We start from the raw sequence: 15,251 nt of genomic DNA, 5'->3' as shown, positions 1-15,251 counted from the left end.
CGATGAACACCCTTTCCGACACCGGCCTGCAGGTCGCCGACGTGCAGGCGCGCTGCGTCAACGTGCCGCTCGAGTTCCCCGTGCGCACCAGCGTGGGCGTGGTGGCGACGGCGCCGCTGGTGCTGATCGACCTCTACGCCAGCAACGGCACAGTGGGCCGGGCCTATGTCTTCACCTACACGCCGCTCGCGCTGCGCGCCACGCGGCGGATGCTGCTGACGCTGGGCGGTGCCCTCGCGGGCCAGCCGCTGGCGCCCTTCGACCTCGACCGGACGCTGGCGCAGCGGCTGCGGCTGCTGGGCCGCACCGGCATCGCGCAGATGGCCAGCGCAGGGCTGGACATGGCCGCCTGGGACGCGCTGGCCAAGGTGCGCGGCGTGCCGCTGGCCGTGCTGCTGGGCGGCACGCGCCGCCCCGTGGCGGCCTACGACAGCCACAGCATGGATGGCGTGGCGCTCGGCGTGCAGCGCGCCGCGCTCACCATGGAACAGGGCTTCGGCGCCATCAAGACCAAGATCGGCTACGCCACGCTGGCCGAAGACCTCGAGGTGGTCCGCGCGCTGCGGGGCGTGATCGGCGACGGAGCGCAGCTGCTGGTCGACTACAACCAGGGGCTGACGGTGCCCGAGGCGGTGCGCCGCATCCATGCACTGGAGAACGAAGGCATCGCCTGGGTCGAGGAGCCCACGCTGCAGGAAGACTACGCGGGCCATGCACGCATCCGCGAGAAGGTGCGCCTGCCGGTGCAGATGGGCGAGAACTGGTGCGGCCCCGACGAGATGGCCAAGGCGCTGCAGGCCGGCGCCTGCGATCTCGCGATGCCCGACGCGATGAAGATCGGCGGCGTCACCGGATGGCTGCGCGCCGCCGCGCTGGCGCAGGCGCATGGCGTGCCGATGTCGAGCCACATCTTCCAGGAGGTCAGCGTGCACCTGCTGGCGGTGACGCCGACGCGCCATCTGCTCGAGCGCATGGACCTGGCCGGACCGGTGCTGGAACGTCCGCTGGCCTTCGAGAACGGCATGGCCACGCCGCCGGCCGAGCCTGGCACGGGCATCGCGTGGAACGAAGACGCGGTGCGGCGCTACCTCGTGTAGCCGCGCCGCCGGCCCGCGGCATCGGGCGCTTCAGAGCTTGCCGAGCGTGGCCACGATCTCATCGACCAGCCAGCGGTGCGCCGCGCTGTATTCGTGCCGTGCATGCCAGTGGGCCTGAACCTGGAAGTCGGGCAGCGGCACGGGCAGCGCCAACGCCTTCAGCCCGCCCTGGTGCACGTAGAGGCTGGCCACGCGCGAGGGCAGCAGCACCAGCAGGTCACTCTGCGACAGCAGTTGCGGCAGCACGGTGAACTGCGGCACGCGCGCGACGATGTTGCGGTGGATGCCCCGCTCGGCCAGCGCGTCCTCGATGAGAAAGTGGCCCGAGCGCGGCGACGACACCATCACGTGGCGCGCCGCCGAGAACGCCTCCAGGCTCATGCTGCAGCCGATGGTCGGGTGGTTGGCCGACATCAGGCACACGTAGTGCTCGCGGAACAGCAGCGCGCTGTGCACCGGCGAGCCCAGCGAGGGGATGTTGCCGACCGCCATGTCGAGCCGCCCCGTGGACAGGTCCTCGCCCAGCGTGTCCGAGATCTGCAGGATGTCGATCTCTATGCGCGGCGCCACTTCCTGAAAGCGCCGCAGCAGCGGCGGCACGAAGTACAGCACGCCGATGTCCGACATCGCCAGGCGAAAGCGCCGCGTCGAGTGCTGCGGATCGAAGGCGGTGTTCTGTTCGAGCGTGCCCTCGACGGTGGTGAGCGCCTCGCGAAAGCGCTGGAACAGCTGCTCGGCCATGCCGGTGGGCACCAGCCCGTCGCCGCCGCGCGAGAACAGGCGGTCGACGTAGACCTTGCGCAGCTTGGCGAGTCCGTAGCTCACGGTCGATTGCGTGACGTCGAGACGCTCGGCCGCGTGGGTCACGCTGCGCGTTTCGTAGATCGCGACGAACACGCGAACGAGATTCAGGTCGAGGTGGCTCATGGGTCCTGCCGTGGGGCGAGGCCTGAATTTGCCATACGGGCGCGCGCTCCGGGCTCGGTCCGTTCCCTACCTTTCGAGCACGTGCGCTCGCAACGGGTTCGCAAGCCGTGCCGTGTGGAAGGAGCCCCCCGATGGCTTCAAGCGGCGCGCGCCGTCATGCCGTCAGCAGCAGCCACCCTTCGAGCTTGACCAGGGCACCGCTCCAGCCGTGGTCGTGCGCATCGCGCGCGGCTTCGTCGAAGAACTGCTCGTGCAGCAGCACCAGTTCGCAGCCGTTCGCGTCGGGCTCGATGCGCAGCGTCACGCGCGATTCGCGCTCCGGCGTGCTGCGCCAGGCCCAGGTGAAGACGAGCTTGCGGTTCGGCTCCACCTCCAGGTAGGTGCCGCTCACGTCGTGCGTTTCGCCGTCGGCGGCCCGCATGGCCACGCGAAAGCGGCCGCCCACGCGCAGGTCGATCTCGGCGATGGGCACCAGGACGATTTCCTCGGGGCCGAACCACAGCTTCAGCGCCTGCGGGTCGGTCCACGCGCGCCAGACTTTCTCGGGGCCGACGCGGTAGTGCCTTCGGAGGGTGAGCGCGGGGCGCTCGGCGGCGCCTCCGGTGGAAGGTTCTTCCATTCGGTCTGCTCCTGCTGGTAGAGAAAGCGCGACAGCGCATCGAGGCGCCCGGACCAGAACCTGTCGTAGCGGGACAACCACACGGCGGCCTCCTGCATGGGCCGGGGCGACAGTTCGCAGCGCACGATGCGGCCCGCTTTCGTGCGAGAGATCAGGCCCGCGTCCTCGAGCACGCGCAGGTGCTTCATGAAGCCGGTGAGGGACATGCCGTGCGGCTCGGCGAGTTCGGTCACGCTCAGGCTGCGCTCGCCCAGGGTCTCGAGCACCGTGCGCCGCGTGGAGTCGGACAGCGCGGCAAAGATGGCGTCGAGGGCCGCGGTGTCGTTCGGGGGAGCAGGTGTGCTGGAGTGAACCATGCGGTTTAGTATCTGGAGGCCGTCCGCTTCCGTCAAGCCGGGTTTGCACAGGCCGAGTCGCCGAGGTGCCACGGCCTCGCACACGGCTAGCCCGCATCGATCAGCGCATGGATCTCGCGGATCACCGCCGCTTTCTCGCGGTTGTAGACCTCGGGGTCGACCGGGTCGATGGCGTGCGCGCGATCCTTGGCTTCCTCGTACCTGCTGCGCAGGTCGGGCCGGCGCTCGAGAATCCGCATGAATGCCAGCGAGTCCCTGTGCACCGGATCGCCGCGATGGCAGATGTGCAGGTTGAGGTTGAACCTGCGGCCGTCGTGCTGCACGCTGGCGCAGACGTAGGGCTTCTCGTCCCTGTCGACCCACACGGGACGCCGGTGGAACCCGAGCACTTCGAACGCCGCCTGTGCGGCGCGCAGGTCGTCCTGCTGCGTGATGGCGGCGATGTCCACCATCGGCTTGCCTCGCAGGCCCGCGATGGCCGTGCTGCCGATGTGCACGAGCGCGACGCCGCCCAGCCGGGCCTGCACATGGCGCTGCACCTGCGCGAAGACCTCGGCGTACGCGGGGTCGTACGGCAGGATCCTGCGCTGCGCCAGGCTTTCGTCGAACGGTCCGATGTCCATGACGCCTCCGTGCGGTCTTCGATTCCAGGTTTGCAGACGGCGACTTTAGCCGCGAGCCCCGACAACCCGCGCATCGCTTACCGTAAGGCCTGTTCACAAGGAGCCCATCGAATGACCGAACTGCGCCAGCCGTATCCACCGATCGAACCCTACGAGACCGGCATGCTCGACGTCGGCGACGGCCACCGCATCCGCTACGAACGCGTGGGCACGCCCGGCGCCAAGCCCGCGGTGTTCCTGCATGGCGGGCCTGGCGGCGGCATCTCGCCGGAGCACCGGCGGCTTTTCGATCCCGCGCGCTACGACGTGATGCTGTTCGACCAGCGCGGCTGCGGCCTGTCGCAGCCGCACGCCGGACTCGAGGCCAACACCACCTGGCACCTGGTGGCCGACATCGAGCGGCTGCGCGAACTGGCGGGTGCCGAACGCTGGCTGGTGTTCGGCGGCTCCTGGGGTTCCACGCTCGCGCTGGCCTATGCGCAGAAGCACCCCGGGCGCGTGAGCGAACTGGTGCTGCGCGGCATCTACACCGTGACGCGCGCCGAGCTGCGCTGGTACTACCAGTTCGGCGTGTCCGAGATGTTCCCCGACAAGTGGGAGAAGTTCCAGGCGCCCATCCCCGAGGGCGAGCGCGGCGACATGATCGCGGCCTACCGCAAGCGCCTGACCGGCGACGACCCGGTGGCGCGCATCGAGGCGGCGCGTGCCTGGAGCGTGTGGGAGGGCGAGACCATCACCCTGCTGCCGAGCCCGGCCCTTGCCGGCTCGCACGCCGACGACCACTTCGCACTGGCCTTCGCGCGGCTGGAGAACCACTACTTCGTGCATGACGCCTGGCTCGACGAAGGCCAGCTGCTGCGCGATGCGCACAGGCTGCACGGCATTCCCGGCGTGATCGTGCACGGCCGCTACGACATGCCCTGCCCCGCCCGCTTCGCATGGACGTTGCACAAGGCCTGGCCGCAAGCCGAATTCCACCTGGTCGAAGGTGCCGGACATGCCTACTCGGAACCCGGCATCCTCGACCGACTGGTGCGCGCGACCGACGGCTTCGCGGGCCGATGAATCGCCGGGCACCCGAGGGCCACCGGGCGCCGGATGCGCGTGCGGCGGGAACGCTTTATGCGTGCCGCGCCGAACCCACCCCTTGCGAAGGAGCACCCCATGCTGGACCGTATGGCCACCCAGTTCTCCCACGTGAAACCCGGCGATACGGAATTCGTCTCGGGCGGATTGCGTGACTTCTTTCTCTATCGCGACCTGGGCATCGCCGAGGCCACCAACGGCAAAGTGATCGCGCACCTGGTCAAGGCCAACATGGCACCGGAAACGGGCACCGGCTGGCACCGGCACGAGGCGGACTTCCAGATCGTGATCATGGTCAAGGGCTGGGCCCGCTTCATGTACGAGGACAAGGAAACGCTCGTTGAAGCAGGCGATGTGGTGCACCAGCGCCCGGGCATCCGCCACTACCTCTTCGACTACTCGCCCGACATGGAGTACCTGGAGATCGTTTCACCTGCCGACTTCGGGAGCGTGGATGTGGAGCCGGTGTGCGCGATTCCGGCGCCGACGCCATGGAAATGATGGAGCACGGCACCTGACGCCGCGCGCTCAGCGAACCGAAAAACTCACCACCCGGCTGCGCGCCGTGTCGAGGTGGAGCAAGCGGCCCTCATCGTCGAACAGCAGCCAGCCGCCGTCAGCCACGGCGCGCACCCGAACGTCCGGGCCAGGCCACGACAGCAACGCGGCCCGGCGCCCGCCGCGCAGGGCGAGCCACCGCACAAGGCGCCCCTGCGCAGTCGCCTCCGAAGTGACCAGCCAATCGAGATCGCTCTTCACCTGCAGTGTGCGCGCACCGGCGCCCGGCACGTGGAACTCTCCGCCCGCATGCGGTCCGAGCTTCCAACTCACGCGCAACAGGTCGTCGGCGCCGTCTTCGGCCATCAGATGGAAAGCACCGATCTGCGGATGCAGCATGCGCTTCGATGTGTCGGCCAACGGCCGCTCGATGGGTTCGCGCTGGCGCAGTTGCCGCTGCGGACAGTGGTAGCGCCACAGGCTCGGCGCCGACGCCCTCCCGTCTCCCCCAGCCCGGTCGTCGACCACGAATTGCTCCACGGAGCGGGTGACCGACATCTCGATCACATCGCCCGGCAGGTCGGCGACCTGCCAGAGCACATCGCGCAGCGAGCGGCCGGTGTCGAGCACCTGGATGCGATTGCTGCGCGTCACCGTCCAGCCGATGCCGTCGAACTCGCCGGCGAAATGGTCGAACTCGCCCAGTCCCAGGTCGCTGACCTGCCGCTGCACCAGGTCGATGCGGCTCACGCGCCACAAGCCATCGCGCTTCGCCAGCGCCAGCGCCACCTGCCCGCTGTGCGCCGCCACCAGCCGGTAGGCCGGCACGGCGAAGCGGGCCAGCACGCGGCCGGTGCTGTTCGTCATGAGCGCGCCGGCCTCGCCGATGGCGACGAGGTAGCGGTCTTCGTCGAGCGGCACCGCGTCGAACACTTCGTGAGCGCCTGCCTCGGGCGCGTCCAGCGCCAGCGCTTGCGGCTGTTCGGCGAGCGGAACGTCGTCGACGACCGGCAGCGCCGAGCCCGGTAGGTCGGCCTGCAGCAACGGATCGGCCTGTAGCCGCAGCAGCGACTGCAGCGCCTTCCTGTCGAGCCGCCCCAGGCCCTGCGACTGGTCGGCCAGCAGCGCCGGCAGCAGCACTGCCAGCAGGCCGCGCGATGCCGCGGTATGGCCCGTGGCTGCGTTCAGCGCTGCCGCCAGCGCCGCGCGCTCGCCATGCAGGGACGCATCGTCGCGCAGCGCCTCCAGGCGCTGGGCGCAGTCCTGCAGGGTGTCGGGCAACAGCAACGCGCGCTGCACCAGCGCGCGGGCCGCCAGCTGACCTCCCGCGACTTCCGCCGCCAGCAGCCATTCGGCGGCCTGCTCGCGCAGCGAGGCGGCTGGCCACACGGCATCCACGGCCTTGAGCCATTCGCCCTGCTGCGCCAGCGCCTCGCCCCACTCCCTGCGCAGGCGGTTGGCGGCATCGGGCCAGCGCTCCCGCAGTTGCAGCACGGCATTGGCGAATGCGTCGTCGCGCCGCGCCACGGCCAGCGCGCGGCGCCAGTCGCCGGCCAGGCACAGCAGCCGCACGATGGTGGCCGGCGGCCAGTCCCACGACAACGCGAGCTCGGCGGCCTGCGCGTGGCGCTGGTGCTTCTCGAGGTAGTCGAGTGCTTCCTGCCGCGCCTGCAGCAGCTCGGCCAGCACGAACACGGCCTCGTCGATGCGGCCTTCGCGGTCCAGCTTCTCGAAGGCCTTGCGGTAGAGCTGGCGCAGGTGGGCCTCGAAGTCGTTGCCGAGGTGGATGCTCGGCCCCTGCGCCAGCGAACCGCTCAGCGACAGGTCGTTGCGCGGCCCCGGTGTGCCGAAGGCCTGCCCGAGCGACTGCATGCCGCCGCCCAGCGGAATCGCGTGGCGCAGCGCCCGGTCGAGATCGCCGTCGTCGAACATCTTGAGCATGCGGTTGAGGTAGGCCGCCTGCTGGCGCCCCAGCAGGCGCGACAGCCGCGAGGTGATGGCGAGGCGCGCCACCCAGTCGCGCCAGCGCGCGCGGGCCGGCCGCGCGGTGGCGCGCTGCTTGAGCGACGGCGACGCCGCCGGACGCGTGGGCGTCGGCACGGCTTCGCCGCGGCCGGCACGCCGCGAAGCGCCCGGCGCACGGAACCGCCGCAGCCACCAGAAGACCAGGACGGCGATGGCAAAGACGATCAGCGACAGCAACAGCGAACCCGCATCGACCTGCGATGCCGTGCTGGCGCCCTGCGGCGCACCGAGCTGATGGAACAGGGCCCTGGCCGCCCAAAGGAACACGGCCACCCCCACCACCCAGCGCATCACGGGCGCGCCGCCGCGGCCGCCGTGACCGCCAGGGCGACTCGCGCCCGAAGGCGTGCCGGGTCGCGCCTCCTGCTTCGAGGCGCCTTGGCGGTTCGCGCGCTCGCGCAGTTTCTCGAGGAACTCCGCCTGCGCCGGGCTGGCCGGCGGCACCGCGTCGCCGAGCACTTCGCGCAGCGTGCGTCCTTCGGTGTCGAGCACTTCGGGCTCGGGCAGGGCTTCGCGGCAATCGAAGGTGTCGAACAGCGGCGGGCCCGCGGCCAGCCAGTGCGAAGGGTCGATCGGCGCGGCCTGCGCGAGGCGCAGCGCCAGCACTTCGCCGCCATCGACCAGCCAGATGTCGACCGGCGGCAGCGCAGCGCGCTCGCCGGGCGTGAGTTCGGCGGAACAGAGCGCCTGCCCACCGCTCCCATCGCTCCCTTCGCGCCGCAAGGGCCAGCCTGTGGCGTGGTCGCAGTCGAGCGACAGCGGCTGCGCGAAGCGCAGCAGGTCGCCCTCGGCAAAGCGGAACGCCTGTGCGCCGGCACGCCATGCTTCGACGATGCGGCGTACGCGCGCGGCCTCGCCGAACCATGCCGAGGGGAACCAGAGCGCAGCCACCTGCTGGCGGCCTTTCAGCAATGGATGGCGAACCTGCGCGGGTGGCATCGGAACGGACTCAGGCGGCGGCATCGCTCGCTCCTTCGCCATGCAGCACCGCGCGCAGGGCCCGCTGGGGCACCGCGTAGACGATGATCTTCTTGTGCACGGTCAGCATGACGGCCAGGCCCGTGGAAGCGCTCACGCTGACCTTCTCGATGCGCTCCGGAGCCTTGTAGACGGTCTCGGTGCCGTCCCTCGAATGCAGGTCCAGCCCGTCGAACGACGGCGACAGGCTCACCAGGGCATGGCGGGTGTGCTTGAGGTCGTCGATCAGTGCCAGCGCGCGCGAAGCGCGCACCTCGAAGAGGCGCCAGTTCTGTGGAAACCTGCCATGCCGCCCCCCGGCGGACGCCGGGTCGGGCTCGTGGATTCGCCAGACCTCGGCGGAGCGTGCGGAGTCCGACGCGATGCGCACCGCGACACCCCCCACGCCGGCCTTCCACCGCCATCCGCCGGCGATGAGCACGGCCGTGTTGTCGGTGCGCTGGCAAAGCAGCGTCTCGGAACCGCGCCCGCCACCGGCGCCCAGGCGCCGCAACACCAGCTGGTGCCCGTTCGCCGCGACGTAGACGACGTCCGACTCCTGCCATTGCGACATGCCGAACACCTCGGCATCGACCAGCGTGGGCTCGGGCCCGGTGGCGCCCCCCACGTCCCAATTCACCAGCCGTCGGTCGCGGTCGATCATGCATACGCGCTCGGCGTTGCCCTCGCGCAGCCACGCCGAAGGCAGCCACACCGCCAGCCCCGGCGGCGCACGGAATTGCGTGGGCTCGGGCGCGGCGAAGCTGGCGAGACCGGGCACCTGCCAGAAATGCATCGAGCGCTCCCCGCCCGCGTGCTTCGAATGCGCGTTGCTCAACAGCGCACCGGTGCGCTTGCCCAGGAACATGACCGACAGCGGCACGAGCGACTGGCCCCAGTACTGGTACTTGGGCCTGGCCGCCTTGCGCTGCCCATCGACGGGCACGGGAAACACGAGCAGCCCCGCATCGTCGAGCAACTGCACGGCCACATGCTGGCCGGACGGCGAAATGATCGCCGGGCGCTGCAGCGAGATGCGGCCGCGGTGCTGCCGGTGCACCGCCTGCGGCAGGCGCTCCGCGAAGTCGCCGCGCAGCAGCGCCGCACCGGCCTTCGACGACGGCAGCGGCAGTTGCGCGCGGCGCGATCCGCCCTCGCCGCCCAGCGACACATCGAGCACGTCGCCCAGCACCGCACGCTGAAAGCACACGCGTTGGCTGGTCCAGCGCGCGCCGGCGGGCTGCTCCGCCGGCGCCGCGCCGATCAGCCAGGTCTCGCCAGGCGGGTTGTCCAGGCTGGACAGCACTTCCTGCCATTCGCTCGCATGCATGGAGCTGGCCACTTCGAAACTGCGCGCCTTGAGCAGCGAGCGCAGGTTCTTCGCGTCGTCCGCACCTTCGAGCCCGCCCGGCTGCTGGAGCACGCCCCACTGAAAGACGCCACCGGCCTGCGCAGCGCGGCGCGCCAGCAGGATCCACAGCGCCAGCTGCCCAAGCCGCGGCGCGCCGAGCTGCAGCGGTCCGGCATCGAAGATGGCGACGATGCTCTTCTCGGCTTCGCGTGCACGCGGGCGCGGCGCCAGGAACAGGTGCTCGCTGGAGGCGGCGCGGCGCAGGAACTCGTCGGGCAATTCGTCGGCCAGCAGCCATTCGGTGGCAAGCAGGCGTTCGTAGGGACCTCGTCGGCGCAGGTCGTCGAGTCCGTCGGGTTCGGGCACGCCGCCGCGCGTCTGGCCGCGGAAGCGGCCCAGCAGCGGCTGCATGCGCTGCACCAGCGCGCCGAGCTCTACCGCCATGTCGGGCGTGAACCAGGCGAGCCAGGGGCCCCACGGCTTCAGCGCGTCGGGGAGTTCGGTGGTGTCGGTGCTCATGCGCCGGCAGCGCCTGCGGGTGCGCCGCGCCAATGCGCGCCGATGCGTGCGAGCAGCGCGGCCGACAGCGGCAGCAGGCGGTCGAGCGGCAGCACGAACGCCGGGCGCGGCCACAGCAGCAGCGGCTGCCGGTTCGGGTGCTCGCGTTGAAGGCTGCGCGCGACCAGTTCCGCCGGCAGATCGGGCGCCTCGACCGTGGGCAGCCACAGTCCGGGCGCATCGGCCGCAGGCCCCGCGTAGGCCACGCCGTCGACCCAGGGCAAGGCATCGGCTTCGCCCGTCACCACGAGCAGGTCGCGGCCGGCCATGGCGGACAGGCCCGCGTGCCGTGACGGCTCGAGCTGCAGCAACCGGGCGTACAGCGCGTGCGCCGCCGTGCCCCAGGCCACGGCGGCCTGCGCAGGCAAGGGCTCTGCGCTCGGCTGCCAGCGCCATTCGATCGGCAACGCCGCGCTCATGCCACCGCGGCCAGGCGCTCGACGAGCTGGGTGCGCAATGCGATCAGCGGCTCCGGGAGCAGCTCGCTGCTGAAGTTGGCGTCGATCTCGCGCAGCACGCTCTCGGCCTGCGTGCGCGCCGACGCGGGCGCCGCCGCGAGGCAGGCGCGCGCGGTCTCGGCCAGGCGCACCGCGCGCGACAGCGGCTGCAGCGTGGCCTCTTCCACCGCGCTCAGCAGGTGCGGATGAGTGGCGCTGGCGAAGGCATCGCGCAGCACGTCGCGTGCACTCTGCTGCGCCTCCTGCGTGGGCAGCACATAGAGCAGAGGCCAGAGATCGGCTTCGGTCGTCTCCAGCCTGCCCGCCAGCACGGCCGCAGCCGCCAGCAGGCGCTGCGACTTCACGATGCGCCGGTCCGACAGCTGCACGCCGGCCTGGCGCAGCTTGCGGATGGCGTTGGCCAAGGCCGGCTGCACGCCGCCGAGGTCGACCTGCCTGAGCTGCCGGCACAGCACATCGAGATCGGCCAGCGCGCCGCCGGTGGCGACCGGCGTGTGGTTCGATTGCCAGCCGCCGCTGAGCATCGCCTCGAGCTGGTGGTCGGGCACCGGCTCGATGAACGCGTGCAGCAGGAACCGGTCGCCGAACGCGGCCAGCCCTTCGTCGTCGGGCAGTGCGTTCGCAGCGCCGACGCACACGCGCAGCGGGCAGTCGAGCTGCGTGTGGCCGCGGCGGAAGCGGCGCTCGTTGAGCACGCCCAGCAGCGTGTTGAGGATGGCGGTGGAGCCGAGGAACACCTCGTCGAGAAAGGCCACGTCGGCCTCGGGCAGCATGCCGCTCACATCGGTCTCGACGGTGCCGGCGCGCAGCTTGTTCAGGTCGACCGGGCCGAACAGTTCGGAAGGCTCGGTGAAGCGACCCAGCAGGTACTCGAAGTAACGTCCGCCCAGGCTCTGCGCCACGCGCCGCACCACCGCGCTCTTGGCGGTGCCCGGTGGGCCGACCACCAGCAGGTGCTCCTGCGCCACCGCGGCAAGCACGATGAGCTCGGCCAGCTGCTCCCGGCCGACCAGGCCGGTGGTGGCGGCGCGGATCGCCTGGCGCACGTGTTCTGCGGAAGTCTGGAGCGGGGAAGAGGTCATCGGAATCGAGACGTTGGATGAAGGTCGACGGGCCGACAGTGTGCCGCAGCGCGATGACGCATCGGCACCGGGGATCAGGCCACGCAGCCTCGCACGAAGCGCAGCGGCACCCGGGTATTTACACTCTCCCAGCTCACCAGACACATAACAACCGAGGAGAGAGAACTTGCGTATTCAAACCGCCCGCCTGACGGCCGGCGTGCTGCTCGCGTGCGCCGCTTTCGTGGCCCACACCGCGCATGCCGCATCGCCGTCCACCCCGTCCACCACCGCCGCTGCCGGTCCCGCCGCCAACTCGGTGGAAGCCGAGCAGGAGGCCGCATTCAAGGCCGCGAAGGCCGTGCAGAAGGCCGGCCCGGCCGACATCGCGCTGCGCGACCAGGCGCACCTGAAGCTGCCCGAAGGCTACGTGTGGGTGCCCACGCCCGCGGCCGCGCAGCTGATGCGCGCCATGGGCAACCGCACCGACGACACCTTTGTCGGTGCCATCTTCCCCGCAGACGACGCCGACTGGATGGCGGTGGTGAAGTTCGTGAAGGAGGGCTACATCAAGGACGACGACGCCAAGGACTGGAATGCCGACGACCTCCTCAAGAGCCTGAAGGAAGGCACCGAGGCTGCGAACGAGGAACGCTCCAAGCGCGGCATTCCGCCGATCGAGGTGACCGGCTGGGCGCAGAAGCCCGAGTACGAGGCCGGCACGCACCGCCTCGTGTGGTCGGCGCTGTCCAAGCGCAAGGGCGTCGCGGACGACAACCAGGGCGTGAACTACAACACCTACGCGCTGGGCCGCGAGGGCTACCTCAGCCTGAACCTCATCACCAACGCCAGGGACCTCGACAAGTTCAAGCCCGATGCCGCGAAGCTGCTCGGCGCGCTGCAGTACGACGACGGCAAGAAGTACGCCGACTTCAACTCGTCCACCGACAAGGTCGCCGCCTACGGCCTGGCCGCGCTGGTGGCCGGCGTGGCGGTGAAGAAGCTGGGCCTGTTCGCGATCATCCTGGCCTTCGTCGCCAAGTTCGCGAAGCTGGCCATCGTCGCGGTCGGCGGCGTGCTGTGGGGCATCGCCAAGCTGTTCAAGAAGAAGGAACCGGCCGTGGTCGCCACGCCGTCTTCGGCCACCGTCGCCAACGACACCCCGCCCTTCAACGAACCGCCGAGGCCGCCCGCGGCCTGATGCACGAGCGAGGGTGAAGCTGCGGGCGCTCGAAGACACGAAAGACCGCGCAGTGCCCTGACCTGCCGAGCGCTTCGCCTTGCCCGGCGAAGCGGAATCCGCCCCCCCAATGAGCATCGGAGCGTCGAGCGCAGGCGATGGCCTGCCACGACCTCAGTTGAGCTTGTAGAACGTGATCAGCAGAGCCTTGTGCCGGTCGAGAATGACATTGAGAACCAGGTTGGGATGGCTGACTTTCCAGTTGCGATTGCCATCGGTGGCCTGCACCCAGGTGTAGGGTGTTCCGAGCAGCAACTTCTTGCCGTGAATAGGGCCGAGGTACGTCAACATCACGCCAGCGGCCTGGCCGTGACCTGCGCGGCTTTCCCATATCCAGTCGTGAAACACTTCGGCACTTGGCTGGTAAGGGAAGTTCTTCAACGTTTCGGGTACATACAGCCACTCGCCCGAACGATGAACTCGCGTTCCGGGCAGCTTGGCGCGGACCCAGGTCACCGCGGCGTGCGCTGCCAGCTTGGTGTTCAGGAGCGTCAATTCGGCGCCGCTCAGCTTGGCGACGGGGCCTTCGGCATCGTGGATCAGAAACCGGGTCAGCCCGAGGTTCGGAAACTGGCTGATCGTGTCGCGGTCGTTCTGGTAAGTGGCTTCCACGGCCGCGGCATTGAGGGCGCATTGATGGACCATTGCTACATCTGCCGCATGGTCCTGGATGACCAGATGCAGACCGAGCACCGCCTGCCGGGTCACCAGCTCGACCTGCTCAATGTCGCAGGCGAGGATCAGCTTGAACCCGGCCTCCGCGCTTTGTCCTCCAAGGTCGCAACGTAAATCTACCTGGACGAGTTCGACGGCATCCAACTGCAGTTGCGCGAGTTCCGCGGCGCCGGACCCATCCAGCAGTCGCACGAGTGCGTCGACACGCAACCGCAGCAGGCGGGCCTGGGCACGCAACGCCGGAAGCCCCGCGCGCAGGCCAGCCATCGTCACGTTGTCCTGGTCGTATTGTTGTTTTATGGCTTGCGCAATCAGGTTCTGCTGCTGGATGGCCAATTGCCTGGCGAGTTGCTGCTGGACCAGATCGGCCTGGCGCTGCTGCTGCCTCAGCAGCGCGGCGTGCTGACGCCGGAACCTGCGCGCTTCGCGAATGCGCTCGCGCTCGAGCTCTTCGAGCCGACGGGTTTCGGCTTCCGTGCGCACACGTTCCTGTTCGCGCCGATGTGCTTCAGCCGCGCGGCGTGCAGCCAACTCTCGTTCGAAGGGAAGGCGAAACTCGTGAAACTGCCGGTTGGCCCATTGGGTCCGCTGCCGCTGATGCGAGCGCTGATCTCGGCGAAATTGATTCCCTGAAGGCATCACGCACGCTCCCTGGCAGGCTGCCGCACGATTGCGCGGACGTTACAAAAGGCAACATCATGCCAGCCGATCACGCGCTGATCAACGCAAGCTTCAGGAGATCGGCAGGCAGTTCGGGCGTGCTCTCGAAGCGGCTACATACAAAGTTTTAAGCACGTGCTCGCACGCGGCATCAGGCCATCGCATCTCATCGGTTTGCGGTTCTTTCCGCCGGAGACTTGAGAGAGCGGCTGCATGCAGAACTGCCGGCGCCTTGGCCAATGCCCGACGGGCTCAACGGAGACGCAGCTCTCAGCGCCCCGTGAACCGCGGCGCGCGCTTCGCCACGAACGCCGCCACACCCTCACGCGCATCCGCATTGCATGCACGTTCGCGCAGCAGCCTCTGCTCCATCGCCAGGTGCTTCTCGAACGCGCGGCCCGGCGCACCCGCACACAGCGCCTTGATGCCCGCGAACGACGCGCTGGCCCCGTCGGCCAGCCGCGCGGCAAGCGCTTCGGCGGCGGTGGGCAGTTCGGCATCCGGGTAAAGCGCATCGACCGCGCCCCATGCCAGGCAGCGCTCGCCATCGATCGCATCGCTCAGCATCAGCATCTGCTGCGCACGCACAGGTCCGACGCGACGTGCGAGGAAATACGAAGCGCCCGCGTCGGGCGACAGCCCGATGGCCGCATAGCCCGTGCGCAGCTTCATCGATTCGGCCGCGAGCACGAAGTCGCCGCACAGCGCGAGCCCGACGCCCGCGCCGCCGACCGGGCCGTTCACCGCCACGACCAGCGGCGCCGGCTGGGCCGACAGGCGCAGCAGCGCCGGATGCAGACGGTCGAGAATGTCGTCGACCAGCTCGGGCAGCGCTTCCCCGGCCGCCACGAACTCCTCGATGTCACCCCCGGCGCAGAACACGCGGCCCTCGCCGGCCAGCAGGATGGCGCGCGGCTTCGCGCCGATCACCTCGTCGATGGCGCGCACCAGCACGCCGGCACTGGTCCGGCCGATGGCGTTGGCGCGCTCGGGCCGCTTCAGCGTTATGCGGCCGATGCCGCCGTCCAAGCCCCAGGCGATGCCTTCGCTCTGCTGCATG

General features: G+C 69.9%; 15 protein-coding genes. 5 read left to right on the top strand and 10 right to left on the bottom strand.

The window, feature by feature from the left end; genetic code table 11:
- Positions 1 to 2: 2 nt before the first annotated feature.
- Positions 3 to 1,097, top strand: coding sequence for an enolase C-terminal domain-like protein (locus tag AACL56_RS32000; RefSeq protein ID WP_339094371.1), 1,095 nt, complete (start codon positions 3 to 5; stop codon positions 1,095 to 1,097).
- A gap of 30 nt (positions 1,098 to 1,127) precedes the next feature.
- Here the strand turns inward: AACL56_RS32000 and AACL56_RS31995 are convergent, their stop codons facing one another.
- The 4 genes from AACL56_RS31995 to AACL56_RS31980 form a co-directional block, all read right to left on the bottom strand.
- Entirely contained in the window at positions 1,128 to 2,024 is an 897-nt protein-coding gene (locus AACL56_RS31995; protein WP_339094369.1) for a LysR family transcriptional regulator, read from the bottom strand.
- A gap of 154 nt (positions 2,025 to 2,178) precedes the next feature.
- Entirely contained in the window at positions 2,179 to 2,643 is a 465-nt protein-coding gene (locus AACL56_RS31990; RefSeq protein ID WP_339094367.1) for an SRPBCC family protein, read from the bottom strand.
- Positions 2,529 to 2,999: a metalloregulator ArsR/SmtB family transcription factor gene (locus tag AACL56_RS31985; RefSeq protein WP_339094365.1), complete on the bottom strand. Its 471-nt coding sequence runs from the start codon at positions 2,997 to 2,999 to the stop codon at positions 2,529 to 2,531. Before AACL56_RS31985 ends, AACL56_RS31990 begins: the two co-directional genes overlap by 115 nt.
- A gap of 86 nt (positions 3,000 to 3,085) precedes the next feature.
- Positions 3,086 to 3,622 (bottom strand): GrpB family protein, encoded by a 537-nt coding sequence (locus tag AACL56_RS31980; protein WP_339094363.1) that lies wholly within the window; start codon positions 3,620 to 3,622, stop codon positions 3,086 to 3,088.
- Positions 3,623 to 3,733: 111 nt separating this feature from the next.
- Here AACL56_RS31980 and pip point away from each other — a divergent pair, with 111 nt between their 5' ends.
- Both pip and AACL56_RS31970 read left to right on the top strand, forming a co-directional pair.
- Positions 3,734 to 4,687, top strand: a complete 954-nt coding sequence (pip, locus tag AACL56_RS31975) for a prolyl aminopeptidase (RefSeq protein WP_339094361.1) — start codon at positions 3,734 to 3,736, stop codon at positions 4,685 to 4,687.
- A gap of 99 nt (positions 4,688 to 4,786) precedes the next feature.
- Positions 4,787 to 5,209, top strand: coding sequence for a cupin domain-containing protein (locus tag AACL56_RS31970; protein ID WP_339094359.1), 423 nt, complete (start codon positions 4,787 to 4,789; stop codon positions 5,207 to 5,209).
- 27 nt (positions 5,210 to 5,236) lie between these two features.
- Here AACL56_RS31970 and AACL56_RS31965 read toward each other — a convergent pair whose 3' ends face one another.
- From AACL56_RS31965 to AACL56_RS31950, 4 genes are read right to left on the bottom strand one after another with little or no spacing between them, the layout of a single operon-like run.
- Positions 5,237 to 8,170: a bpX6 domain-containing protein gene (locus AACL56_RS31965; protein ID WP_339094357.1), complete on the bottom strand. Its 2,934-nt coding sequence runs from the start codon at positions 8,168 to 8,170 to the stop codon at positions 5,237 to 5,239.
- Positions 8,171 to 8,180: 10 nt separating this feature from the next.
- A complete protein-coding gene (locus AACL56_RS31960) occupies positions 8,181 to 10,058 on the bottom strand; it encodes a hypothetical protein (protein ID WP_339094355.1) in 1,878 nt (625 codons plus the stop codon).
- The gene (locus AACL56_RS31955) at positions 10,055 to 10,516 is read right to left on the bottom strand and encodes a hypothetical protein (RefSeq protein ID WP_339094353.1); all 462 of its coding nucleotides are present in this window, start codon (positions 10,514 to 10,516) and stop codon (positions 10,055 to 10,057) included. The genes AACL56_RS31960 and AACL56_RS31955 overlap by 4 nt, the downstream gene beginning before the upstream one ends.
- On the bottom strand, positions 10,513 to 11,637 hold the full coding sequence (locus AACL56_RS31950; protein ID WP_339094351.1) for an AAA family ATPase: 1,125 nt from the start codon (positions 11,635 to 11,637) through the stop codon (positions 10,513 to 10,515). Before AACL56_RS31950 ends, AACL56_RS31955 begins: the two co-directional genes overlap by 4 nt.
- 166 nt (positions 11,638 to 11,803) lie before the next feature.
- Here AACL56_RS31950 and AACL56_RS31945 point away from each other — a divergent pair, with 166 nt between their 5' ends.
- Positions 11,804 to 12,817, top strand: coding sequence for a DUF2167 domain-containing protein (locus tag AACL56_RS31945; RefSeq protein WP_339094349.1), 1,014 nt, complete (start codon positions 11,804 to 11,806; stop codon positions 12,815 to 12,817).
- 153 nt (positions 12,818 to 12,970) lie between these two features.
- Here the strand turns inward: AACL56_RS31945 and AACL56_RS31940 are convergent, their stop codons facing one another.
- On the bottom strand, positions 12,971 to 13,867 hold the full coding sequence (locus tag AACL56_RS31940; RefSeq protein ID WP_339094347.1) for a hypothetical protein: 897 nt from the start codon (positions 13,865 to 13,867) through the stop codon (positions 12,971 to 12,973).
- Between AACL56_RS31940 and AACL56_RS31935 the strand changes: the two genes are divergently transcribed.
- Positions 13,868 to 14,164 carry a hypothetical protein gene (locus tag AACL56_RS31935; RefSeq protein ID WP_339094345.1) on the top strand — a complete coding sequence of 99 codons (297 nt, stop codon included), beginning with the start codon at positions 13,868 to 13,870 and terminating at the stop codon, positions 14,162 to 14,164.
- Between the two features lie 297 nt (positions 14,165 to 14,461).
- On the opposite strand, the gene AACL56_RS31930 is transcribed toward AACL56_RS31935, so the two are convergent.
- Positions 14,462 to 15,250, bottom strand: coding sequence for an enoyl-CoA hydratase-related protein (locus AACL56_RS31930; RefSeq protein ID WP_339094343.1), 789 nt, complete (start codon positions 15,248 to 15,250; stop codon positions 14,462 to 14,464).
- Between the last annotated feature and the right edge of the window lies 1 nt (position 15,251).

Origin of the sequence: Variovorax paradoxus (genome assembly GCF_902712855.1) — a bacterium.
Taxonomy (GTDB): domain Bacteria; phylum Pseudomonadota; class Gammaproteobacteria; order Burkholderiales; family Burkholderiaceae_C; genus Variovorax; species Variovorax paradoxus_Q.
This window is presented reverse-complemented; position numbering and strand designations above follow the sequence as displayed.